General features: G+C 66.7%; 20 protein-coding genes, 3 tRNA genes and 1 pseudogene. 15 read left to right on the forward strand and 9 right to left on the reverse strand.

The window, feature by feature from the left end; genetic code table 11:
• The first annotated feature begins 250 nt into the window (after positions 1–250).
• On the forward strand, positions 251–502 hold the full coding sequence (locus A1QA_RS15055) for a hypothetical protein (RefSeq protein WP_017178753.1): 252 nt from the start codon (positions 251–253) through the stop codon (positions 500–502).
• Between the two features lie 240 nt (positions 503–742).
• On the forward strand, positions 743–4618 hold the full coding sequence (locus tag A1QA_RS16010; protein ID WP_154652348.1) for a YobI family P-loop NTPase: 3876 nt from the start codon (positions 743–745) through the stop codon (positions 4616–4618).
• A gap of 338 nt (positions 4619–4956) precedes the next feature.
• Here the strand turns inward: A1QA_RS16010 and A1QA_RS0109920 are convergent.
• A tRNA-Leu gene (locus A1QA_RS0109920) sits at positions 4957–5038 on the reverse strand.
• Positions 5039–5074: 36 nt separating this feature from the next.
• Positions 5075–5165: transfer RNA gene (locus A1QA_RS0109925), tRNA-Ile, on the reverse strand.
• 175 nt (positions 5166–5340) lie between these two features.
• Here A1QA_RS0109925 and A1QA_RS0109930 point away from each other — a divergent pair.
• On the forward strand, positions 5341–6516 hold the full coding sequence (locus tag A1QA_RS0109930; protein ID WP_017178757.1) for an aminotransferase class I/II-fold pyridoxal phosphate-dependent enzyme: 1176 nt from the start codon (positions 5341–5343) through the stop codon (positions 6514–6516).
• A 60-nt stretch (positions 6517–6576) separates the two neighbouring features.
• On the opposite strand, the gene A1QA_RS0109935 is transcribed toward A1QA_RS0109930, so the two are convergent.
• Both A1QA_RS0109935 and A1QA_RS15505 read right to left on the reverse strand, forming a co-directional pair.
• Complete coding sequence (locus tag A1QA_RS0109935) at positions 6577–7479, reverse strand: Sir2 family NAD-dependent protein deacetylase (RefSeq protein WP_017178758.1); 903 nt, start codon at positions 7477–7479, stop codon at positions 6577–6579.
• A 9-nt stretch (positions 7480–7488) separates the two neighbouring features.
• Positions 7489–8229: a TetR/AcrR family transcriptional regulator gene (locus A1QA_RS15505; protein WP_082181201.1), complete on the reverse strand. Its 741-nt coding sequence runs from the start codon at positions 8227–8229 to the stop codon at positions 7489–7491.
• Positions 8230–8317: 88 nt separating this feature from the next.
• On the opposite strand from A1QA_RS15505, the gene A1QA_RS0109945 reads away from it, so the two are divergent.
• Complete coding sequence (locus tag A1QA_RS0109945; RefSeq protein WP_017178760.1) at positions 8318–9610, forward strand: MFS transporter; 1293 nt, start codon at positions 8318–8320, stop codon at positions 9608–9610.
• Positions 9611–9654: 44 nt separating this feature from the next.
• Here the strand turns inward: A1QA_RS0109945 and A1QA_RS15065 are convergent, their stop codons facing one another.
• From A1QA_RS15065 to A1QA_RS0109960, 3 genes are all read right to left on the reverse strand, one after another.
• Positions 9655–10221: an ElyC/SanA/YdcF family protein gene (locus tag A1QA_RS15065; protein WP_017178761.1), complete on the reverse strand. Its 567-nt coding sequence runs from the start codon at positions 10219–10221 to the stop codon at positions 9655–9657.
• Positions 10222–10393: 172 nt separating this feature from the next.
• A tRNA-Val gene (locus A1QA_RS0109955) sits at positions 10394–10466 on the reverse strand.
• Positions 10467–10505: 39 nt separating this feature from the next.
• Positions 10506–10910 (reverse strand): DUF3052 domain-containing protein, encoded by a 405-nt coding sequence (locus tag A1QA_RS0109960; RefSeq protein WP_017178762.1) that lies wholly within the window; start codon positions 10908–10910, stop codon positions 10506–10508.
• 351 nt (positions 10911–11261) lie between these two features.
• Between A1QA_RS0109960 and aceE the strand changes: the two genes are divergently transcribed.
• From aceE to A1QA_RS16815, 11 genes and pseudogenes are all read left to right on the forward strand, one after another.
• A complete protein-coding gene (gene aceE, locus A1QA_RS0109965) occupies positions 11262–14021 on the forward strand; it encodes a pyruvate dehydrogenase (acetyl-transferring), homodimeric type (protein WP_017178763.1) in 2760 nt (919 codons plus the stop codon).
• 349 nt (positions 14022–14370) lie between these two features.
• On the forward strand, positions 14371–15552 hold the full coding sequence (locus tag A1QA_RS0109970; RefSeq protein ID WP_017178764.1) for an acyl-CoA dehydrogenase family protein: 1182 nt from the start codon (positions 14371–14373) through the stop codon (positions 15550–15552).
• A gap of 139 nt (positions 15553–15691) precedes the next feature.
• Positions 15692–16675 carry a CaiB/BaiF CoA transferase family protein gene (locus A1QA_RS14305; RefSeq protein WP_017178765.1) on the forward strand — a complete coding sequence of 328 codons (984 nt, stop codon included), beginning with the start codon at positions 15692–15694 and terminating at the stop codon, positions 16673–16675.
• A 66-nt stretch (positions 16676–16741) separates the two neighbouring features.
• Entirely contained in the window at positions 16742–16915 is a 174-nt protein-coding gene (locus A1QA_RS16320) for a hypothetical protein (protein ID WP_017178766.1), read from the forward strand.
• 66 nt (positions 16916–16981) lie between these two features.
• Complete coding sequence (locus tag A1QA_RS14310) at positions 16982–18337, forward strand: MFS transporter (protein WP_051000585.1); 1356 nt, start codon at positions 16982–16984, stop codon at positions 18335–18337.
• On the forward strand, positions 18219–18920 hold the full coding sequence (locus tag A1QA_RS0109985) for an MFS transporter (RefSeq protein ID WP_017178767.1): 702 nt from the start codon (positions 18219–18221) through the stop codon (positions 18918–18920). Before A1QA_RS14310 ends, A1QA_RS0109985 begins: the two co-directional genes overlap by 119 nt.
• Positions 18917–19669, forward strand: a complete 753-nt coding sequence (locus A1QA_RS14315) for an acyl-CoA dehydrogenase family protein (RefSeq protein ID WP_208853911.1) — start codon at positions 18917–18919, stop codon at positions 19667–19669. Before A1QA_RS0109985 ends, A1QA_RS14315 begins: the two co-directional genes overlap by 4 nt.
• Positions 19645–20070, forward strand: a complete 426-nt coding sequence (locus tag A1QA_RS16325; RefSeq protein WP_244266126.1) for an acyl-CoA dehydrogenase family protein — start codon at positions 19645–19647, stop codon at positions 20068–20070. The genes A1QA_RS14315 and A1QA_RS16325 overlap by 25 nt, the downstream gene beginning before the upstream one ends.
• A 188-nt stretch (positions 20071–20258) precedes the next feature.
• Positions 20259–20861: pseudogene (locus A1QA_RS16810) on the forward strand (AMP-binding protein); the annotation flags it as partial.
• Positions 20862–20886: 25 nt separating this feature from the next.
• Complete coding sequence (locus A1QA_RS16710; protein ID WP_279625149.1) at positions 20887–21426, forward strand: AMP-binding protein; 540 nt, start codon at positions 20887–20889, stop codon at positions 21424–21426.
• A complete protein-coding gene (locus A1QA_RS16815; RefSeq protein WP_082181203.1) occupies positions 21329–21649 on the forward strand; it encodes an AMP-binding enzyme in 321 nt (106 codons plus the stop codon). Before A1QA_RS16710 ends, A1QA_RS16815 begins: the two co-directional genes overlap by 98 nt.
• Here A1QA_RS16815 and A1QA_RS14325 read toward each other — a convergent pair.
• Both A1QA_RS14325 and A1QA_RS0110010 read right to left on the reverse strand, forming a co-directional pair.
• Positions 21561–22304 (reverse strand): TetR/AcrR family transcriptional regulator, encoded by a 744-nt coding sequence (locus A1QA_RS14325; protein WP_167320655.1) that lies wholly within the window; start codon positions 22302–22304, stop codon positions 21561–21563. The two genes, A1QA_RS16815 and A1QA_RS14325, sit on opposite strands and share 89 nt — an antisense overlap.
• A gap of 63 nt (positions 22305–22367) precedes the next feature.
• Positions 22368–23207 (reverse strand): NAD(P)-binding protein, encoded by an 840-nt coding sequence (locus A1QA_RS0110010; protein ID WP_154652350.1) that lies wholly within the window; start codon positions 23205–23207, stop codon positions 22368–22370.
• Between the last annotated feature and the right edge of the window lie 58 nt (positions 23208–23265).

Here is a 23265-nt window from a genome sequence, read left to right on the forward strand (position 1 = left end):
GCCTATCTCATCGACAAAGGTGCCAGCTACGCCGTACCGCATGTCAGGTGCTGGTCGGATCAGTCAGCTCAACCGTTCTTCGTGGCCCAGGCAGAGAACGTCGCCGGCCTCTTCCGCCGCCACACGGACACCGAAGACCGGTCGCACAAGACCAGCGATAACCTAGCCTGGCCCAACCTGGAGCTCCCGGCTACCAACCACTGCCCGGGCCATACCCAATGCCGAAGCCCGGGCTCGATTCCTTGCCGCCATGGCCGCCCACAATTACAGCCAGGAGCAGCTTCGTCTCGTCGAGCAGACTCGCATCGTCGACACAGGCGGCGTGAACGACATCCGCCAAAAGCTAGCCGCCGTCCCGCACGAACAGTTCACCGCCATCCTCGAACACTTCGTCTGCAACCCTGCACTCCTCCAGGATGAGAGCCTGGCGAACCTCGCCAGTTTGATAAGTCGGGAGGAGCTGACTCTGGTTGAAAGGGAAGGTCACGACGAGCGTCACTAAGGCTACGACGCACCAGTCGTAGGAGTAGTCCGAGCTATATGTCATTGCATTGCAATGTTGGCACCCACAACCAGCCCAGTTGCTCGAACACGTAGCCAACTACTGGCCGCACACCCGGGCGCGCCAACAAGAGCCAAGACAAACAATTGCAGCAGAGTCGAACGCCTGCCATCGATCGAAATCTCGTCGAACAAGAGAACAATTCAAACCGACAAGAATTAAGAAGAATAGGTCAGAAAATTGCTCGACACCATGGCCGCACACCTCAAGCGCAAATCTCGAAGCAGTAGTCATTGCGACACAACGATCGAATTACTCTCGCCAAAGTATATCGAGCAGGAGCATAAAGTCTACGTTGACGAAATAGAAAAGGCACTGCGCAGCGAATCCTGCCGCAACCTCGCATTGAGCGGACCGTATGGGTCAGGCAAGAGCTCGATTCTCTCAAAGGTAGTCGAAATGCACGGCAGTGAGGCGGTCTCTATATCGCTATCAACGCTCGGGAATCAGCGATCATCGCGAACGCCCTCGTCGAGGGAACTGTCGGAAGAAGCAAGCAGTATACAGAAGGAGATCATCAAGCAGCTCCTGTACATGGCAGACCCCCGGGAACTGCCACGCTCTCGATTCAACCGACTGCACAAGGCCGGACTCCGGCGATCGCTAAGAACTCCATCATTCATCAGCCTAATTCTCGTGGTCCTACTCTTAACGACGAACACACTCCGACAGGTTCCCGATTTCCCTCTCGACGGTTGGAATGCAGACAATCTCATCAAGAATTGGATCAATTTCGTCGGCAAGTCAATTCTCGTTTGGCTTATCGGAACCATCGTCTTGTGGCGCCCCGTTTACCTTGTCTCCGGCAGGGTCCGATTTGATAAGCTAACGGCGGGTCCTGCGTCGATCGCGTTCGATGACCGACCAGAAACCTATTTCGACAAGTATCTAGACGAGATCATCTACTATTTCGAAGAGACAAAGCACCGGATCGTCATTTTCGAGGACCTAGACCGATTCGACAATCCAGAGATTTTCGAACAACTTCGCGCGCTCAATACCGTGCTCAATAACGCGCAGCAGCTTCGACGCCCTCGATGGGGACGTCGTCACCGCGCGCCCATCGTATTCATATACGCAACGCGAGACAGCATTTTTGAGCAACCGGAATCTGCCGCAACCAGCTTCCAGAACGCCAAGGACGATGAACTCCAATCTTCTGCGCCGACGGACGACAAGGCCGTGCATGAGATAGAACGGTCGAATCGCACCAAGTTCTTTGATCTCGTCATCCCGGTTGTCCCGTTCATCACGCATCGTAATGCGCGGGATGCGCTCCGCAAACAAATGCGAACCGTATCCCATGCTATAAGTAGCGAACTCATCGATCTTGCTGCGCGCCACATTCCCGACTATCGCACGCTGGTCAGCGTACGCGGCGAGTACGAGATCTACGCTAACAAGATCCTTTGTACCGGTTCGCCTGACCTTCGTCCCGACTCCCTGTTCGCCATGATGCTCTACAAAGCAGTGCATCTCAAAGACTTTGAAGACATTCGTCTCGGTCAAAGCAATCTGGACGCAGTCTATCTGAAGAGTCGAGAACTCATCGAGCATGAAATTGTCAAGATTAATGGCGAGCTCGACGAGATTGAACGAAAGTTGGGCGGAGGGGTCTTACTCAGTGAGCGCGCCCAAGAACTGGGTAAGGTATTCATTGAACTCACCCAGATTCTATCCTCGACCTCTGGATACAGCGGCAATCCTGACTGCTCTGTGGATATCAATGGGACTCATTATGATCAGAAGGAAATGAGCAACGTCGAACCCTGGAGATTGCTCGCAGAGACTGACGGCAGTACAGTTACGTTTAGTTATAATGTAAATGTACGGGACCCGCACTGCATCACCCGTTCATTTCTGGCGTCTCATTCATTGAACCGCCAGCAGTTGTCTGAACTCATGAAGATGGATCTCGACACATTGGTCTGGGAAAAGGAACGGCGCGAGCAACTCTCCGAGTGCTCCAGATCGTTGTCCGAACGTCGACAGCGGTTGCGACACTATGATATGAAGGACCTCATGGAGGATGGGGACGTTCATGTCACACTTGAGGAGGCAAAGGTCTCGTTTTCCGGCTATGTTCGTGCGCGTCTTGGCTCAGACATGGCCGCAGCGCTCGTGCAGCATGGCTACATTGATCGCAACTTTGCGCTGTACTGCTCGACGTATGATGAGACTGCTCTTAGCGCAAATGCTATGACATTCTTACTTCGTCATGTCGAGCCAAATAGCCCAAATGTCGGCTACCCGCTGGATGAGAAGGATATCGAACAACTGCTTCGTGATCTCCCGGCAAACGGAGTCGCTCAGTCAGGCTGCTATAACGCAAACATTCTCGCATACCTGCTGACTCCCGATCCGTCCAATGAGGGCTACCTCAACCAATTGCTCGCTGCAATCGTGAATGATGGCGACGACGAGCGGTCATTATTGCAGGCCTACTTTGAACATGCGGCGAATACTGAGACGGAAGTCGCTGACGGGAAGAGCATTCGGCTTGTCACTCTTCTTGCTCCGAAACATTTCGGCCTGTTTGAAGTCCTCGCGAATCTTACTGGAGTCAACGATCGGATTCAGCGTCAACTCGTCGATGTCGCGATGATGAACTGTGCTCCCAATGCTGAATACCGGGCCGAAGACGTGCGCGATATGATCGAGCAGCATTATCGAGAATTCGAAGGATTTACGGGAGAAGAATCCGATTCTTCTGCGTCTGTTGCGCGTGTTCTCGCACTGTCTGGAGCCAAGCTTCAGGATGTCAGCCCACTGCGGGGTGATCTATACGATTACGTCAACCAGAGTTCTAGCTACACAATCACTCGTCAGAACCTTGAGCTTCTTGCAGGGGACAAACGGTTAAATCTGGACGATCTTGCAACCAGGCAACCTGCGATGTATGCGTACATGCTAGACAACCTCGATGACTATCTCGATGCGTTGCACTATCCGGTTAACTATCTTTCGGCATTACATAACACACCGCGGATAAACAAGGTATTTCATGATCTGGCCGGACTAGATGGGATCAGTCTCGATACGAGCACAGTGAGCCTGGATTCGGAAAAGGTCAGCGACTCGCAGGTCCCCGCCATCAAACGAATCCTCGATAATACGAGAACGGAGTTCACGCTTGAGTTTGTCCCTCCGGCCCTGTGGCCGATCGTCGCCGACCAAGGTAATCTGGACTTGTCGATGGAAAACATTCAACAGTACATCGAACGCTATGGCGTGGATAGATCCTTAGCCTCTCTCCTCAAGGAACGGGAGCCGCACATAACTGCAAATGATCCACAATCGGACTACACGCCAATCGCGAAGAGCCTATTGGAGGCCAGGGATGTTCTTACCGCCGAGCGACGCGTGGCGCTAGTGCAACATTTGCGCACAGAAGAGGAGCAGTTCGGTTCTAGCCACTTCAGGTTCCCATTGACGGCGGAGCAGGTTGAAACTGAGGATAGCCTGCTGGTGGGGCTCCTACTCGATGCTGGGCTTATTGAAGATACGGCAGCGACGTTTGAGCTTACTCAGAATGCTAGATGGAAGCATCGCGAGTTCGCGATTGCGAAGTCCACTGCGTTTAGCGAGTACATGAATGCGTCAGTCGTTGACGCTGACGCCGCGCGGATCGTTGGCAGCAAAATTATTTCCGATGAGATCAAGAGAACGATCGCCGGCAATATACAGAACTACTGTTCGAATCTCAGCTCTGAGGACTTGAGCCGCGTTGCCGAGTATGCGGTCGACGCTGACGTCGCGGTAGATCTTGTAAGTCTGAGATGGCTTGTGTCAGCAGAAGTTGAGGCAGACATTATCCTTAGATGTATTGCGGTCACGCTAGACGCGCTCGACGACAATGACGTTTTGAATCTTATCGACAACTTAGGAGAGCCGTATTTGCGGCTGAGTCAGCCCGGCGGACGGCAGCGTGTGGACCTGCCGGCATCGCTGCGATTCGACAGGGTTCTTGACCGATTGAAGAGGTGCGGCGGCGTGTCGTCTTGGCAGCACGATGACAAGAAGAATCAATACCGAGTGAACTTGAGGCGGAAGTGAAAGCCGAAATTTTGCATAGATCTCCTTAGTTTCCTGGTCAACGAACTTCGATTCCGCCCGATTTCGAACGGTCGTTGGCGATGAGTTCGGGCAGACAATTGTCAAAACTCGCACAGAAGCATGGATGGAGAGCCCAAGGCTCAACATGTTAGCGAAGGCAGTGCCTCTGAACGCATGCGCCTGACCGCCCGCATTCCGCAGACTCCCGCCACCACGGCTTCCTCAAGACTCTGTCCTTTCACTACGGACCACACCCGCCTTGGCTGGCGGACGTGGTCCGTTTGAGGAGGCCGCAACCCCGCCTCCTTATGGCGGGCTGCCCCGCGAGCACGCCGGAGTGCCCCCGGCGGGACTCGAACCCGCACGCCTCGCGGCATCGGCTTTTAAGGCCGCTGTGTCTACCGATTCCACCACGGGGGCGAGCCACTGCCCCGGGCCAGCGGGGCCCGGGCGCGGTACCCCCACCGGGATTCGAACCCGGGACCTTGTGCTTATCAGGCACGGACGAGGTATAAGCTCGCTGCTCTAACCGCTGAGCTATGGGGGCTGGTGCGGGCGGGACCCGCGCCTGAGCGAGGCTACCAGTCATGACGCCTTGTCCACATGCGGATGACCGGGCCAGTTGCCCAGGGATCTCGGCCTACCCTGGGCGGAGGCGCGGCAGCGCGCCCCTCACCGGCGCCATCGCGCCCCGATTCCCATCCCGATCGTTGGAGAGAACGATGAAGCTCGCCCGGCGCGCCGTCGACGCCCCGCCCTTCCACGCCATGTCGATCGGCGCCCGCGCCCAGGAGCTCGAGGCCGCCGGGCACCGGATCGCCAAGCTCAGCCTGGGCGAGCCCTCCTTCGGCGCTCCCCCACCCGTCCGCGAGGCGATGCGCGGGACCATGGACGGTCGGCCGCTCCCCTACACCCCCGCCATGGGACTGCCCGCCCTGCGCGAGGCCATCGCCGGCTTCTACAAGGACCGCCACGGCGTCGACGTCGACCCCGCGCGCATCATCATCACCAACGGCGCCTCCTCCGCGCTCCTCCTCACCACCCTGGCCACCGTCGATCACGGGGATGACGTCCTCATCGCCGACCCGTCCTACCCCTGCAACCGGGAGCTCGTCGACGCCGCCGGGGGCCGCTGCGTCCTCGTGCCGACGACGCCGTCCAGCCGTTTCCAACTCGACCCGGCCGGGGTGGAGGCCGCCTGGACCCCGGCGACGAGCGCCGTCATGATCGCCACGCCGTCGAACCCCACGGGCACCTCCATCCCCTTCAGCGAGCTCGCCGCGATCTGCGACCTCGCCGCCGCGCGCGGCGCCTGGCGGATCGTCGACGAGATCTACCTGGGCCTGGCCGACGACGAGGCCGACGGCCTCCCCGCCCGCACCGTCCTCGAGCACGACCCCGAGGCGATCGTCGTCTCCAGCTTCTCGAAGTACTTCGGGATGACCGGCTGGCGCCTCGGCTGGGCGGTCCTGCCGGAAGGACTCGCCCAGGCCGCCGAGAACCTCGCCGTCAACTTCTTCCTGTGCGCCTCCACGCCCATCCAGATCGCCGCGCTCGCCGCCTTCACCCCCGAGTCGCTGGCCGTGTGCGAGGAGCGGCGCGCCGAGCTGCTGGCGCGCCGGCGGATCGTCACCGAGGGCCTGGAGCGCCTGGGCCTGCCGGTTCCCGTGGCGCCCGACGGCGCCTTCTACGTCTACTTCGATGTCTCGGGCACGGGCCTGTCCTCCTGGGACTTCTGCATGAGGGCGCTGGAGGAGGCCCACGTGGCCCTCACCCCCGGGCTCGACTTCGCGACCGCCACGGGCAGCACGCATGTGCGCCTGTCCTACGCCGCCTCGCGCGAGGAGCTGGCCACGGGACTGGAGAGGCTCGGAGCCTTCCTCCGCGGCCTCGGCTGAGGGCTGCCAGCAGGCGCCCGCCAGCAGGCGCCTGTCAGCGGACGGCTCCCGGCATCCCCCTCAGGCGAGCCGGTCGGCGAGGGCAGCCAGCACGGGTGAGCATCCGCCGTCGACGATGATCTCGGCGAAAGGATCGGCCTGCGTGGGCCCGCGGTTGATGACGACGAGGCTCGCGCCGCTGGCCAGAGCCGACTGGACGACCCACATGCCGGTCGAGACCGCCAGACTCGTGCCGGCCACGATGACCGCCTCGCTCTCGCGCGCCGCGGCCAGTGCTCCATCCATCGCCTCCTCGGGCAGGCCCTCGCCGAACATGACGATGCCGGGTTTGAGCAGGCCGCCGCACTCCTCGCAGTCGACGGTGCGGAAATCGCAGGCCTCGGCCTCGGCGCGGCGGGCCTCAGGGGTGATCTCCAGGCGCATGGGGTCGAGGTCCTCGACCAGGTCCGGGTTGAGGGCGCGCAGGCGCTCGGAGACCTCTGCCCGCGTGCTCCGCGCCCCGCAGCGCAGGCAGACGACGGTGTCGTAGGAGCCGTGGAGCTCCCAGAGCTGGCGCACACCCGCGCGGGCATCGAGGCGGTCGACGTTCTGGGTGGCCACGCCCATGATGGCTCCGGCCGCCTCGAGGCGGGCGAGGGCCAGGTGCCCGGCGTTGGGCTCAAGCGCTTCCAGGGAGCGCCACGTGGCCTCATTGCGGAACCAGAGCCAGCGGTACCACACGGGGTCGGTGGCGAAGGCGGGGAGGTCGACGGGCTCGATGGGGGTCGTGCCCACGCCCCGGTAGTCGGGGAGCCCGGAATCGGTGGACATGCCCGCGCCGGAGACGATGAGAGTGCGCCGCCCCTCGACGATCTCGGCGATCGCCTCAGCCGCCCGCGCGGCCTGCGCCTCCTGGGCTCCCTGCCCGGTGGCTTCGTCCTGCGATCCGTTCCGGCCAGGCCCGTTGGTGGTGCTCGCGCTCATGGCCTCAGGCTACCGGGAGGGCGGCTCGCCGGCGGGCGCGGGGCCCGGCCCGGGCTCCCCCGCGGCCTTGGGCAGCAGGACATGCTCGATGCCGTCGAGCATCGAGGCCACGACGAGATCGAAGTAGTCCTGCCCGATCCTCTCCGATTCCTCCGGGCGGGACACCGGCTCGAAGAGCTCGGTCAGCAAGAAGTCGAGACCCGGGGATGCCCCCCGCATCGTCGTCAGACGAGCCACCATGGCGGGCAGGTCGTGGTGGACGCCGTGCATCGTGTGCGTGCGCAGGTTCCGCGCCGAGATCGCGGACAGGGCCACGCTGAGGACCATGGAGTAGGCGAGCGGGGTCAGCCGCCCGAATCCGGCGTCCCTCAGCTTGCCGACCGCTGTGTCGACAACAGGCAGGAGGCTGCGGGTGACCCTGCCGACCACGAGTCTGTCGGCGACGCCGGGATAGCGCAGGAGCACCGGCCGGCAGGCCCCCAGCAGGGCGGTGAACCACTCCTTCCACGCCAGGGACGGATCGGGCAGCGGAACCTCGGCGCACACGGCGTCCACCACCGCGTCGCACAGGTCCTCCTTCTGGGGGAAGTAGTGGTAGACGACCGAGGGCACGACCCCGAGCGCCCGCGCGAGCTCGCGCATGCTCCATCCCTCCACGCCCTGGGCCCGAGACAGTTCCAGGGCCTGGTCGAGCACTGTGGCCCGGCTCAGACCGGCGCGCCTCGCTGTTGGTCCCTTACTCGTCGCCATGGACTCATGCTAGTTCGCGTTGACAACACTCGAACGGCGTTCTAATGTCCGTGGCGCTCCCATCCCTCCGTCCTAGAAAGCCGAATCCGTGCCCTCGACCGCCTCATCGCCCTCCCCCACCGCCCTCGAGGCCGAGCCCACGACCGTCTCCGCGCCACCCCAGATGGGCCTCCTGCTGTCGACGGTCCTCCTCGCCTTCACCGGCCAGATGCTCCTCAACCCCGCCATCGCGCCGCTGTCGCGCGCCATGGGAATGCAGGAGTGGCAGATCGGCGCGACCATCTCCCTGGCCGCGGTGGCCCTCATGGTCTGCAGCCCCCTGTGGGGCAAGGCCTCCCAGCGCCTGGGAGTCAAACGGGTGCTCGTCGTCTCCTTGCTCGTGGCCACGACGACGCTCACCGTCTTCGCGCTCATCGCCGTGCTCGGGATGCGCGGAGCGCTCACCGGCACCGCGCTCGTCATCGGCGTGATCGCCACCCGAGGCCTCATCTACGGCTCGTCCATCGCGGCCGTCACGCCCACCGCCCAGGCCTACCTGGTCAACCACACCTCCACCGAGCCCCAGCGGATCAAGGTGGTGGGCGCCATCGGCGCCGCGCAGGGGCTGTCGGCCGTCGCCGGTGCGGTCCTGGGCGGGGCGCTCGCCGGCCTCGGTGGCATGGTCCTTCCGCTCATCGCCATGCCGATCCTCATGGGAGCGGGCCTGGTGGTCCTGGTGGCCCGATTCCGCCCCCAGGGCAGCGACGAGCTCATCGCCAGCCCCCAGCGCGTGTCCCCGTTGGACCCGAGGATCGTCCCCTTCCTGGTTATCGGCTTCCTCACCTACCTCGTCTTCTCCTCCATTCAAACGCTGTTCGGCTTCCTCATCCAGGACCGCTTCCACCTGGAGGCCGCCACCACGGCAAGTGTCACCGCCGCCTACATGGTCGGTGTCGCGGTCATGATGATCCTCGGCCAGGCGGTCATCGTCCCGCGCCTGGGATGGACCGCGACCTCCCTCGTGCGCCGTGGCCTGCTCCTCGTGCTCATCGGCACGGCATGCCTGTGGCCGAGCTCCTACGCGGTCCTCGCCGTGGCGTGCGCCCTGCTCGGACTCGGGATGGGGCTGGTCGCGCCTGGATACAACGCCGGCCCGACCCTGGAGCTGTCGGCGGATGAGCAGGGCAGTCTTGCCGGCCTCATCAATGCGACCAACGGGGCGGCCTACGCCCTCGCCCCGGTCGCCTCCACCTCCCTGTACGGCCTCAGCCAGGGGGCTCCGATCATCCTCGCCGTCGGCCTCATCGCGGCCACCTGCGCCCTGGCGCTATCGCACCCCAGGCTTCGGGCGGCCCGTCGCCCGAGCGAGCAGACGACGGCGCCCCCATTGCAGCAGCGCTGAGCCCTTCATCGGGCGGGGCCCGCCCCTCCCCCGCGCGCTGACCCTCACCGCCGACGCCGCCATTGTCCCGCCACAGCGCCGGCGAGGGCGCGTATTCCAGCCGTCCCCGTGGCCGACCGGGGCGCCCAGGCGGGCAGCACGGCGGTCAGCGCGAGATCGGCCGCCGCCAGTGCCGTTCGCGCGGGGCCCGGCCTCGCGATGTCGACTGCGCGCGGGGGCATGGGGGCCAGACGGCGCGCGAGGGACGGGAAGCGGCGTTTGGCGATGAGGCGCGCCTTGGCGGCGTGGAGGGGATCGGAGACGAGGATGATGGGGCCCCCGCCGCCCTCGGCCTCGATGAGGGGCCCCAGGGCTCCGATATTCTCCCAGGTGGAGCGGGAGACGGTCTCGGTCCAGGTGGTGCCCCGCCAGCCAAGGCCGCGGGCGCACTCGGCCAGCATCTCCGCCTCGGGCCGCGCGCCGACGACGGCGCCACCGGAGCAGATGAGCAGGTCGCCCGTTCGCAGGGCGGCGACGGCGGCCCTGGCGCGGCGCCGGTTGACGGGTCCCGCGCTCGGCCCGGCATCGGCGTACCCGAGGACGACGACGATCCTCCTGCTCAGCTCCTCCACCCCCTTGTTGAACGCGCTGCCCGGAGATCGTCAGCGGCGCGGAGCCATCACTGGAAGCGATTGACGCCGTCCCGCAGGTTCGCGGACGTGCCTTGGGGTTGTGGACGCTCCCCCGGGGCACGTCCGCAACCCTCACGCGCGTCCACAACCATCGTGCGCGCGGACGACGCAGTGGACCCGGCCGGACTCGAACCGACGACCGACGCGGTGTAAACGCGTTGCTCTACCAGCTGAGCTACAGGTCCCTCAGGGCGCCCCTCGAATGGGCGTCCAGCCCCGGCGCCTCAGCGGCGCCGGCTGGAGACGCGGGTGCCGCTCCAGGAATCGCCCATCGAGGCCGTCGACGTGGCGTGCATGCCCGCCGTCGTCGCCGCCTCCTCGACATCCGCCGACGCCACAGCACCAGCCGTGCGCGCCTTGGGGGTGAGGACCCAGATGATCCCATCGCCGTCGAGGTTGGCCTGCGCGTCCACGAGCAGGTCCGTCAGATCGTCGATATCGCCGTCGTCGGCGCGCCACCACACGATGGCGGAGTCGACCACATCCTCGTAGTCCTCATCCACCAGCTCCGTGCCGGTCTGGGCCTCGGCGGCCTGCCTCAGGGCTGGGTCGGCATCGTCGTCGTACCCGAACTCCTGGATGATGAGACCGGAGGCGAAGCCGAAAGCCCCGCCCGCTGCGCTCGCCACTATCCCGCTACCGTCCTTCCGGGCTCAGCGCCCCCGCTTGGCCCCCTGTGGGACCTGTGCATAGCCCACCGCATGAGGGCCTCCCGCGCAAGCGCCTGTCCGATCCTCGGCGCGCCGCGGAGCCTCCGGACGGCGCGCCACCACGTGCCCGACCTCACAAGCCGCTTAGGACTTCTTTCCCCCTCGACCGTCCTGAACAGCCCTCAGACACCGTAGATTAGGTCCCAACAGGACGCGGGCCGACCCTGGGCTCGCGGTGGACCGGACCACCGGACTCGCGGCAGCGAAGCCCGGCCGACCAGCCCGCCAGCGCCCTCCAATCCATCGGAACGACGCAAGGAAGAGGATTCCGTGAGCCCCACCAGCGATGCCACACCCCTCATCGATGGCCTCCTGACGAAGGTCGCCGACAACGATCCCGAGGAGACCCAGGAGTGGCGCGAGTCCCTCGACGCCCTCATCGCGGAGAAGGGCGGCCCCCGCGCGCGCTTCATCCTGCTGTCGATGCTCGCCGAGGCCCGTAAGAAGAACGTCACGGTGCCCGGGCAGACCACCACGCCCTACATCAACACCATCCCGGTGGAGGACGAGCCCTACTTCCCCGGCGACGAGACGATGGAGCGCGCCTACCGCCGCTGGCTGCGCTGGAACGCCGCCGTCATGGTGACGCGCGCCCAGCGCCCGGGCGTCGGCGTCGGCGGGCACATCTCCTCCTACGCCTCCACCGCCACCCTCTACGAGGTCGGCTTCAACCACTTCTTCCGCGGCAAGGACCACCCCGGCGGCGGGGACCACGTCTTCTTCCAGGGCCACGCCTCCCCCGGCAACTACGCCCGCGCCTACATCGAGGGCCGCCTGAGCGAGGACGACCTGGACGGCTTCCGCCAGGAGGTCTCCCACCCCGCGCGCGGCAAGGGCCGCGGCCTGCCCTCCTACCCGCACCCGCGCCGCATGGACGACTTCTGGGAGTACCCCACGGTCTCCATGGGCCTGGGCCCGGCCGAGGCGATCTACCAGGCGTGGTTCGACCGCTACCTCGCCGGAGCCGGCATCAAGGACACGAGCCAGCAGCACACCTGGGCCTTCCTGGGCGACGGCGAGATGGACGAGCCCGAGTCGCGCGGCATGCTCCAGCTCGCGGCCAGCCAGCAGCTCGACAACCTCACCTTCGTCATCAACTGCAACCTCCAGCGGCTCGATGGCCCCGTGCGAGGCAACGGCAAGATCGTCCAGGAGCTCGAGGCCTCCTTCAAGGGCGCCGGCTGGAACGTCATCAAGGTCCTGTGGGGCCGCGGCTGGGACCAGCTCCTGGCCGCGGACAAGGACCACGCCCTGGAGCACGTCATGATGGAGACGCTCGACGGCGACTACCAGACCTTCAAGGCCAACGACGGCGCCTACGTCCGCGAGCACTTCTTCGGCCGCGACCCCCGCACCGCCGCCCTGGTCAAGGACTGGACGGACGAGGAGATCTGGGCCCTCCAGCGCGGCGGCAACGACTACCGCAAGATGTACGCCGCCTACAAGGCCGCCACCGAGCACAAGGGCCAGCCCACGGTCATCCTGGCCCACACGGTCAAGGGCTACCTGCTCGGCTCCCACTTCGCCGGGCGCAACGCCACCCACCAGATGAAGAAGCTGACCCTGGAGGACCTCAAGGGCCTGCGCGACCGGCTGCACATCCCGATCACGGACGAGCAGCTCGAGGCCAACCCGAAGATGCCCCCCTACTACCGGCCGGCCGCGGATGACCCCGCCCTGCTCTACATGATGGACCGCCGCCGCCAGCTCGGCGGATTCCTGCCCGAGCGCCGCGACGCCCCCACGCAGGTCCAGCTGCCCGGGGACCGCCCCTACGACACCCTCAAGGGCGGCTCGGGCAAGCGCGAGGTGGCCAGCACCATGGCCTTCGTCCAGCTCCTCAAGGAGCTCATCAAGGAGGATGGCATCGGCCGGCGCATCGTGCCGATCGTCCCCGACGAGTCGCGCACTTTCGGCCTGGAGTCGCTCTTCCCCACGAAGAAGATCTTCAACACCCAGGGCCAGAACTACACGCCCGTGGACGCGGAGATGATGCTGTCCTACCGCGAGTCCACGGACGGCCAGATCATGCACACCGGCATCAACGAGGCAGGCTCCGCCGCGCTCTTCCAGGTGGTCGGCACGAGCTACGCCACCCACGGCGAGCCGATGATCCCCGTGTACATCTTCTACTCGATGTTCGGCTTCCAGCGCACCGCGGACCAGTTCTGGGCCGCCGGCGACCAGCTCACGCGCGGATTCATCATGGGCGCCACCGCCGGCCGGACGACGCTGGCGGGCGAGGGCACCCAGCACATGGACGGGCACTCCCCGCTCATCTCCGCCACGAACGAGGCCGTCGTCACCTACGACCCCGGCTACGCCTACGAGATCCGGCATATCGTGCGCGACGCCCTCGAGCGCTGGTACGGGCCGGAGTCCGGGCGCAACCGCGACGTCATGTACTACCTCACCGTGTACAACGAGCCGATCCACCAGCCGGCCGAGCCCGAGGACGTCGACGTCGAGGGGATCATCAAGGGCATCCACCGCCTGTCCGGCCCGGCCGACGGCGACGGCCCCGAGGTCCAGCTCCTCGCCTCCGGCGTGGGCCTGCCCTGGATCGAGGAGGCCCGCCGGGTGCTCGCCGAGGACTGGGGCGTGCGCGCCTCCACCTGGTCCGTGACCTCCTGGAACGAGCTGCGCCGCGACGCGCTGGCCGCGGAGAGGGAGAACTTCCTCAACCCCACCGGCGAGCAGCGGGTGCCCTTCGTGACCTCCCGGCTCCAGGAGACGCAGGGCCCGTTCATCGCGACGTCCGACTACGACCACCTCGTCGCCGACCAGATCCGCAAGTGGGTGCCCGGCAGCTACCACACGCTGGGCGCTGATGGCTTCGGCTTCTCCGAGACGCGTCCGGCCGCGCGCCGCTTCTTCCTCATCGACTCGGCCTCCGTGGTCGTCAAGGCGCTGCAGGCGCTGGCCGATGAGGGCAAGCTCGGGCGCGACGTCGTCGCCCAGGCGATCGCCCGCTACGACCTGACCAACGTCAACGCCGGCACCTCCGGCTCCGACGGTGGGGAGGCCTGAGCCCGGCGCTCATCCATAGCGACGGGGCCCGGCTGGTGTCGATCACCAGCCGGGCCCCGTCGCGTCAACGCTCACCGCCTCGCGCGCCGCTCCCAGTGGGAGACTCCCCCGCACCCCGCCGGGGGCGCCCTGGCTCCCGCGCCAGTTCCGCGCCTCCCCGGCGGCGCGCTCGCCCCTCCGATGGACGTGATCGCTGGCCGGGGACTTCGATCCCTCGACTGTGCCACCATTCACATCCAGCGTTTGTACTACCCGGTTAGTTCATATCACGGGCGGCCGAGGCCCATGCGCCCCTCACCGGGCCCGCGGGCACGCACCGATCAGACAGACGCCGTCGAAGGAGACGCCGATGATCACATCGAAGCCGAAGAACGACGAGGAGTTCCAGCAATACCTCATGGAGATCCGGGAGCTCGCCCAGGGCCCCTTCGATGAGCTCCAGACCGAGATCGAGGTGACCAACAAGTTCCCGGACGAGTTCTACGAGCTCGCCAAGGAGCACAACCTCTACCGCTTCTACATGCCCGAGCAGTACGGGGGCTGGGGCCTGAGCACCCTGGAGATCATGAAGGTGCAGGAGGAGTTCTCGCGCGGACCCGGCGGCATGCGCATGCACCTGCACCACGCGGCCGGTCTCAACTGGCGCATCATGGACGACTTCGCCCAGCCGGAGCTCAAGGAGTGGGCGATGCCCCGCTTCCAGAACAAGACCCTCTTCGTCAACTTCGCCCTGACGGAGAAGGAGGCGGGCTCCGGCGCCGACATCAAGACAACCGCAGTGCGCGACGGCGACGAGTGGGTCATCAACGGGGAGAAGACCCTCATCTCCCACACCGACTGCTCGGACGGCACCTACCTCATCACCCTGACCAACCCCGAGGCGGACAAGGACAAGCGCCTGACTGCCTTCTTCGTGCCCACCGACACCCCCGGCTACGAGATCGTCGACATGCCCCACATGATGGGCTGCCGTGGCGCCGGGCACGCCGGCCTGCGCTTCACCGACTGCCGGGTCCCGGACAAGTACCGCCTCGGCGAGGTCGGCGAGGGCCTCCACGTCGCCATGTACTCCCTGGGCCTGTCCCGCCTGCACATCGCCGACTCCAACCTCGGCATGGCCCAGCGCATGCTGGAGATGTCGATCGCGCGGGCCAAGGAGCGGATCACCTTCGGCAAGCCGCTCATCAAGCGGCAGGCCATCCAGACGATGATCGCCGAGTCCGGCAAGTGGATCTACCTGCTGCGCTCCGCCATCCACGACGCCGCCCGTCGCTACGACGCCGGAGAGGACCCGATGACCCAGGCCTCGCTGTGCAAGCTCGCCTCGATCGACGCCGTCAAGATCGTCTCGGACAACATACTCGAGATCCTCGGTGGCATCGGCTACTTCGAGGAGTGCGAGTACGGCCCCGCCGAGCGGCTCTACCGCGACTGCCGCGCCATGTGGCTCGAGGAGGGGCCGCCCTCCGTCCAGCGCACGACCGCCGCCAGGGGCCTGATCACCAGCGGCGGCGATCTCTGGAACTCCTGAACCAGGCCCCTTGAGCGCCACCGGCGACCGGATGGCACGAGCCCGACCCGGCCACCAGTGGCGCCCTCCCGCCCGGGGGCGCGCGGCGACGCCGCCCCCGGGCGCACCTGTCAGAACCTTCACGAGAACCGAGGAAGACATGAACTTCCTCAGCGGAATCAAGGTCGTCGACATGACGGCATTCCTGGCAGCTCCCACCGTGGCTCGGATCCTCGGGGAGTGGGGCGCCGATGTGATCAAGGTCGAGGCGCCCAAGGGCGATCCCGGCCGCACCCAGGGCGCCGTCTTCGGCACGCCCTACACCGACGACGAGAACCTCGGCTTCGACATGTCGAACATGAACAAGCGCTTCGTCACCCTGGACCTCCGCCAGGAGGCCGGGCGCGAGGTCATGGACCGACTTCTCGCCGACGCCGACGTCTTCCTGACCTCCACACGTGTGAAGTCCCTGGTCAAACTCGGCTACGACTTCGAGACCCTCCACGAGCGCTTCCCCAGGCTCGTCATGGCCCAGGTCCTGGGATTCGGCGCCAAGGGCCCCCTCAAGGACGCCGCCGGATTCGACATGACCGCGTGCATGTCCCGCGGCGGGGTCCTGGGCACCACGGTCAACCGGGGCTCCAGCCCCATGATCCCGCCCAACGGCTACGGGGACTTCCAGGTCTCCTTCGTGCTCGCCTCGGGAATCCTCGCCGCCCTCCTGGGCCGCGAGCGCAGCGGGCAGGGGGACTACGTGACGACCTCCCTGTTCCACTCCGGGGTGTTCATGCTCAACACGGCCATGGTGGCGGCGCAGTACGGCAGCGCCTACCCCAAGGACCGCCGCGAGGTCATCAACCCCTTCAACAACACCTATGTCGCCCGCGATGGGCTCATCATGACGCTGTGCGCGCCCGAGTACGACCACGACTTCGACAAGGTCATGACGCTGCTCGGGCGCGAGGACCTCACCGGCGACACCCGGTACAACATCTGCGACACGATCAATGACCAGGGCCTCAACGGCGAGGTGGTCGACATCCTCGACGCGGCCTTCGCCACGAGGGACCGCCAGTACTGGCTCGATCTGTTCCTCAGCAATGACATCCCCATCGAGGCCTGCCAGCTCCCCACGGATGTCTAGGAGGATGAGCAGGCGTGGGCCAATGATGTCCTGCGCACCGTCACCTGCGCCTCGGGGGCGCAGCGGATGATCCCGACCAACCCTGTGCGCTTCAGCTCCCAGGGGGACCCGGAGCTCCGGCTGACGCGTGCCCAGGGATCGGACACCGCGGATGTCATGGCCGAGCTCGGCTACTCCCCCGAGCAGATCGCGGACCGCCTCGCCTCTGGCGCCGTCATCGGCACCACGCCGCGCGTATGAGGAACTCTCCATCCATCCCCGGGTCACACCCCTGAGAGCACCCGACCGACCTGGGAAGGACCCCCCATGACCACGACTACGACTCCCGCCTCAGGCGCCTCCAGTCGCAAGTACTGGATCACCGCCGCGTTCCTCTACCTGTCCTACTTCGTGCTGGGCTTCTCCCTCTTCGCCCAGGCCCAGTACAAGCCCGCCCTGGCCATCCAGTGGTCGACGAGCGTCGAGGGCGTCTTCTCGGCCATCGCCTGGATGATGGTCGGGCGGCTCATCGCCTATCCCCTCGCCGGGCCGGTGGCCGACCGCGTCTCCCGGCGCCTGGGCGCCATCATCGGCGCCGCCCTGCTCGCCCTGTCCTTCATCGGCATCATCATGGTGGGCTCGTCCACCATGGGCGTGGTCATGTGCGTCGTTGCCGGCATGGGCAACGGCTTCCTCGACCCCGCCGTCTACCCGGCGCTGTCGGAGGTCTTCGAGTCGAAGGCGCATATCGCCAACCTCTTCCTCAAGTTCGCGATCCTCGTCGCCCAGTTCCTCCTGCCCTTCCTCATCTCCCACACGGGCGGGTCGGGCCACGACGGCGGGTTCCGGACGATCTACATCGCCTACGCCGTCATCATCGCCGTCGTCATCGTGGGGCTCGCGCTCTCGCCCTTCCCGCCCAACGCCTCCCATGGCGACGCCGCGGCGAGCGCCAGCGCCGAGAGCGCCGCGGGCTTCCGCTTCGACACGACGGTCCTCATGATCATGGTCCTGGGCGCCACCACGATCACCACCTTCACCCTCTGGGGCAATTCCAACCAGGAGCTCGGCAAGGCCTACGGCATGGCCGATCCCGGGAGCACCCAGAGCTGGTACGCGGCGGGCGCGATGGTGGCGATCCTCGTCTCGACCGTTCTGCTGACGCGGGTGCGCGTCACCCAGATCATCGTCGTCTACCCGCTCATCTCCGCCATCACGCTGCTCGCCGTGTACTTCATCCACGCGGCCTGGATCGTGCCCGCCGGTGGGTTCATTATCGGGTGGACCGCCGCGGGCGGGGTGCTCCAGCTGGTGACCTCGCTGGCGAACTCGCTGTTCCCCCCAGTCCCGCGGGCTCATGACCTCCCTGGTGATGATCGCCTCCGCCGTGGGGGCCTTCGGATTCCAGCAACTCGCCAAGCCATGGGTCGCCAGCGCGCCGGGCAACGTCGTCCTGCTCAACGCCATCATCACGCTGGTGGGCGTCGGGGTCGCCGTCATGGTCGACCGCGTCGAGAAGCGCCGGCTCGCCTCAGTGCCAGCGGCGTAGCCGAGGAGCAGCGCGATGCCGCACCTCCGACCCACGAGCGGGGCCGTCGGCTCCATGCTGGAGTTCTACGACTTCTTCATCTACACGCAGGCCGCCGCCCTCGTCTTCCCATCGGTGTTCCTCCCCTCCGATGATCCCAGTCTTGCGATCATCGCCTCCCTGGGGACCTTCGGGGTGGGCTACCTGGCCCGTCCAGTCGGCGCCTTCACACTCGAGGCGATGGGCGACCGCGTCGGGCGCCGTCGCACGCTCATCCTGACGATGGCGCTCATGGGCGCCCTCTCCTTCGCCTACCTGTGGGCCATCACCCATGGGCGGCTCTGGCTGACGCTCGTGATCGGCCTGGCCATGTGGGGCGTCCTCTACCAGGGGTACAACGCCGTCTTCCCGTCGTTCTTCCCCGAGCTCTTCCCCACCGCCACGAGGGTGACGGGCATGGCCATCGGGCAGAACATCGGCACCGCGGCCTCCTCCCTCATGGCGATGGTCTTCGCCGGGCTGTGCCCTCCGGGCAGCGGCGCGGGATCCATCGTCCTCATCGTCGGGGGCCTCACTCTCCTCCTCACACTCTCGGTGGCGCTCGCCGCGTGGGCGAGCCCCGAGACCCATCTCTCACGCGCCGAGGATCTCGACGCCGCGCATTCACGAGCCTCGGCGCGCCCCGGGCGCGCCAGCGCCCCAGCCCACCCGATCACAGAGAAAGGCCGGCAGCCATGACAACCACCCTCACCGACGAGCAGCAGCTCCTCCTCGACTCGGTCAAGGAGTTCGTGTGGAGCGAGGTCGCCCCGCACGTCGCCCAGCGCGATCGAGACAGCCAGTGCGAGCGCTCCGACTTCGCCCCCGCCTTCGAGCTCGGGCTCCACCTCCTGGAACTGCCCGAGGAGTACGGCGGGGCGGGCATCGACTACCGCACCGGCGCTATGCTCTTCGAGGATCTCGGCAAGGTGGACGCGGGCTACGCCATCACGCTCGTGTCGACGTTCGTGGCCTTCCGCAACGTCCTCATCGCGGGCACCCCCGAGCAGGCCCGCCTCTTCGCCGACACCATCGCCGACGGCGGCCTGGGCTGCTTCGCCATCTCCGAGCCGGGCGCCGGCTCCGACGCCGCGGCGATCCGCACCACCGCCGTGCGCGACGGCGACGACTACGTCCTCAACGGGCAGAAGTGCTGGATCACCAATGGCGGGATCGCGGACATCTACCTCATCTCCGCCAAGACCGATCCGAGCGCCGGGGCGCACGGCATCTCGACTTTCCTCGTCGAGGCCGACCGCGAGGGCCTCTCCCACGGCCGCCACGAGGACAAGATGGGCCTGCGCACCTCGAACACCTGGACCTCACGCTCAACGACGTCCGGGTGCCCGCGGATCACCTCGTGGGCGCCGAGGGCGAGGGCTTCCGCATCGCCATATCCGGGCTCGACATCTCACGGCCCTTCATGGCGACGATCGCGGTGGGGATGATGCAGCGCGCCCTCGACGAGGCCGCCGTCTACGCCCTCCAGCGCGAGCAGTTCGGCAAGCCGATCTTCGAGTTCCAGATGGTCCAGGACATGCTCGCGCGCATGTCGGCCAAGATCGTCGCCTCGCGCGCGCTGGTGGAGCACACGATGCGGCTCGTCGACGAGGAGCAGGACGTGCAGAAGGACGGGGCGATCACCAAGCAGTTCGTCACCGACGTCCTCCAGGAGGTCGTCTCCGACGCCGTCCAGGTCATGGGGGGGGGCAACGGGTACACCAAGGAGTACCCGGTGGAGAAGATCATGCGCGACGCCAAGGTCTTCCAGATCATGGAGGGGACCAACCAGATCCAGTCCATCGTCATTGCGCGCCGCCTCAAGAAGGAGTACGCGGCCCGACTGTGACGTCCGGGCCCGCCCAGGGCGGGCGGCCGGGCACTCCAGGGCATCGTTGATCGGGAGGGAAGCATGATGGGCACCTCGGTATGGGAGCGGCGGGGCCGTAGGCCCGCGCCAGCCGCCCGGGCATCGGCCTGGCGGCGCAGCGGCTGGTGGGGGGGGACCACGGCCTCATCGACTGGTGGGACCTGGCGGTGCGCGCCAGCCCCGAGGCGCTGGCGGTCGTCGACCGGGCGGGGCGCTCCTACACCTATGCCGAGGCGGACGCAGCGTCGTCGAGGCTCGCGTCGTGGCTCGTCGAGCGCGGCGTCGGGCCCGGCGACCTCGTCCCCGTCCAACTGCCCAACTGGTCGCAGTTCCTACCGGTGCTCATCGCGGTGGCCAAGAGCGGGGCAACGATCGTCCCCCTGTCCCCCATGGCGTGCCTTGCCGAGTGGGCCGACGTGGTCGAGCAGTGCGAGCCGAGGGTGGCGATCCTGCCCGACCGGTTCCGCCGCGCCGACTACGCGGCCATGGCCCGCGAGCTCCTCGCCTCGCCGGGGCCGGTGCGCGACGTCCTGCTCGTGGGAGCGCCCGAGGACGAGCCCCTGGCTGCCGGGGCGCGCCGCTTCGAGGATGTCGTGCGCGACACGGCTCCTCTGGCCCGCGAGGACTGGAGGCGCTCGGCGGGCGACGACATCGCCGCGATCCTGTTCACCTCCGGCTCCGAGGCGGCCCCCAAGGGGGTGATGCTCTCGCACAACAACATGATCGCCTCCGAGGAGGCCTTCGCCTACGCCCTGCGCCTGGGATGCGACGACGCCATCTTCATGCCCTCGCCCCCTGGGCCATGCCACGGGCTTCCTCCACGGCGTCATCATGCCGGTCCTCACCCGCGGCGCCTCCGTCCTGTGCGACTCGACCGATGGCGCCGAGATGGCGCGGCTCCTCCAGGAGCACGGGGCGACCTGCGGGATGTCTGTGCCCGCCGTCATCGACATCATCCTGTGCCAGTGCGAGGGCCACGGGGCACGCCTCGATCGGCTCCGGTTCCTGTGCTGCGGCGGGTCACCGGTGCCCAGGCGCCTCCTCGAGCGGGCCCGCGCCCTGGGGGTGCGCCTGTACTCGGTGTACGGCTCGACCGAGCACGCCCCTCACACGCTCACCACCTTCCAGGACTCCGACGAGCGGGTGCTGACCACCGACGGGAGCGCCTGCCCTGCCGCAGAGGTGAGGATCGTCGACCCGGACACGCGCCAGCCCCTGCGAGGTCGAGCGCGTGCTCATGGACCACCCCTCGATCGAGCAGGCCGCAGTGGTCCCGGTTCCAGACCCCGTCATGGGGGAATGCTCCCTGGCGTGCCTGGTGACGCGCCCGGGTGAGCCGCGGCTCGACATCCCGGCGCTCAGGCAGTGGTTCGTCGGCAAGGGGGTCGCCAAGTTCAAGACGCCCGAGCTCGTGGAGCACCTGGATGGCCTGCCGATGACCGGCTCGGGCAAGATCGATCGGGTCTCCCTCAAGCGCCGCTTCGCCGGGCTGGCTCCTCCGGATCGGCGGCGGAGCCCTCGGCGAGGCAGCGGCAGTTCTCCCGATGCGGGCAGGTGAGGACCATGCCGAGCACCGTCCGCTCGATGAGCGAGCGGACATGGGGCGCGTCGTCGCCGAGCATGTCGCGCCCGAATGCGAGCCGGAATGTCGAGCGGTGCTCGATCCGGTTGAAAATGAGGGCGGACAGGACCTGGTGCACATCGAGGGCGCTGGGGGCATCCGGTCCTGTCGCGAAGTCCCCGCTGAGGCGGCCGCGCTCCAGGATCCTGGAGATGGTCTCGACGGCGGAACCATTGATCCTCTTGAACTCCTCAATGCCCTCGGCGACGGCGCCGTGCATGATGAGGTTCTCCATGGCGACAATGCGCGCCAGATCCGGATGGCGCTCGTAGTGCGCGAGGGAGGCCCGGACGAGTTCCCGAAGAGCGGCCGGGGGCTCGAGATCATCGAGGAAGAGCGCGGACTCAAGAGCGCGGATCCGCAGGTAGTTCTCCTCCAGGACGGCTCGGTAAAGGCCGCTCTTGGACTCGAAGTAGTAGAAGATCATCCGCTTGGAGGTATTGGTCCGGCGGGCGATGTCCTCGGTGCGGGCGCCGTTGGGGCCATGAGCGGCGAACTCGTGGACGGCGGCCTCGAGGATCTCCGACCGGGTGAGCTCGGGATCCCTCCGGGAGTTCCTCGCCCGTCCGTTGGCATCGTCCTGGTCACTCAATCCTGCGGCTCCCATGCGTCATTCCCTCATCGTCCTTCCGCGCGAGCCCGAGCCGTTCTCAGATCACCGAGGGCGCTGAAGGGCCCCGCGCGACCCGCAAAGGATACAACGCCCGGCCATTCCGACCTCATCGGCCACATCGGCCACATCGGCCATCATCCGCGTATTCGGGGGAAGAACCGAGCCGGCGCCCACGGAATCGGGCCCCGATCCGCGAGGGCCGCCCGCGATATCAGCGGCGCGGGATTCCCCGATCAGATAGTCGCTCAGGGCCCTCGCCGCCCGGGCGCCACGGCCGATCGACACAGTGGCCGTGCGCCGATCGGCGCGATCCATATGGATCGGCTGGCGCCAGATCGTCGCCCTCTCGACGACCGCCATGCACCTCGAGGCCCCCGCTGCCCAGATCATGCCGTCGCGCCCCTCCATCGCGCGCTCGATCCTGCGCACCGGGGAGGACAGCGCCACCTCCATCCGCCCGTCGACCAGGCGCGAGATCTCGCCGTCGAGGATCCACCGGGGCAGCCGGCGCTCGGATATGCCGCGCCGCAGCATCCCGCCCAGCGCGTGGTGCGCCTCGAGGAGCACGACCTCATGACCGGCGAGCACGAGCTGGTGGGAGGCGGACAGCCCGCACGGCCCCGAGCCGACCACGGCGACGCGCTTACCGGTGGGCGCCCCCGGCTCCCCCAGCGCCCAGCCGTCGTGCAGGGCCAGCTCGCCCACCGCGGCCTCGAGCCCCTTGATGCCCACCGCTCCCCCGTTCATCCGCCTGGTGGCCAGGACGCAGCCCGACTCGCACGGCGCGTAGCAGATGCGCCCCATGCAGGCGGGCAGGGGTTGGCGCCGACCATCAGCTCCCAGGCGCGGCGGGCGGCGCCCCACTGGAGCGCGCTCAGCCACTGGCGCACCGGCTCCTCGGAGCGGCAGCGGTCCTCACAGGGCGCGGGCCGCATGAGCC

Origin of the sequence: Actinomyces timonensis DSM 23838 (assembly GCF_000295095.1) — a bacterium.
GTDB lineage: Bacteria > Actinomycetota > Actinomycetes > Actinomycetales > Actinomycetaceae > Actinomyces > Actinomyces timonensis.

Bases quoted from the DNA above. Each gene is read 5' to 3' on its own strand.
- A1QA_RS15055 (WP_017178753.1), top strand. From the start codon at position 251: ATGGCCGCCCACAATTACAGCCAGGAGCAGCTTCGTCTCGTCGAGCAG.
- A1QA_RS0109930 (WP_017178757.1), top strand. From the start codon at position 5,341: ATGAAGCTCGCCCGGCGCGCCGTCGACGCCCCGCCCTTCCACGCCATG.
- A1QA_RS0109935 (WP_017178758.1), bottom strand. From the start codon at position 7,479: ATGAGCGCGAGCACCACCAACGGGCCTGGCCGGAACGGATCGCAGGAC.
- A1QA_RS15505 (WP_082181201.1), bottom strand. From the start codon at position 8,229: ATGGCGACGAGTAAGGGACCAACAGCGAGGCGCGCCGGTCTGAGCCGG.
- A1QA_RS0109970 (WP_017178764.1), top strand. From the start codon at position 14,371: ATGATCACATCGAAGCCGAAGAACGACGAGGAGTTCCAGCAATACCTC.
- A1QA_RS14305 (WP_017178765.1), top strand. From the start codon at position 15,692: ATGAACTTCCTCAGCGGAATCAAGGTCGTCGACATGACGGCATTCCTG.
- A1QA_RS16320 (WP_017178766.1), top strand. From the start codon at position 16,742: ATGATCCCGACCAACCCTGTGCGCTTCAGCTCCCAGGGGGACCCGGAG.
- A1QA_RS14310 (WP_051000585.1), top strand. From the start codon at position 16,982: ATGACCACGACTACGACTCCCGCCTCAGGCGCCTCCAGTCGCAAGTAC.
- A1QA_RS0109985 (WP_017178767.1), top strand. From the start codon at position 18,219: ATGCCGCACCTCCGACCCACGAGCGGGGCCGTCGGCTCCATGCTGGAG.
- A1QA_RS14315 (WP_208853911.1), top strand. From the start codon at position 18,917: ATGACAACCACCCTCACCGACGAGCAGCAGCTCCTCCTCGACTCGGTC.
- A1QA_RS16325 (WP_244266126.1), top strand. From the start codon at position 19,645: ATGGCGACGATCGCGGTGGGGATGATGCAGCGCGCCCTCGACGAGGCC.
- A1QA_RS16815 (WP_082181203.1), top strand. From the start codon at position 21,329: ATGGACCACCCCTCGATCGAGCAGGCCGCAGTGGTCCCGGTTCCAGAC.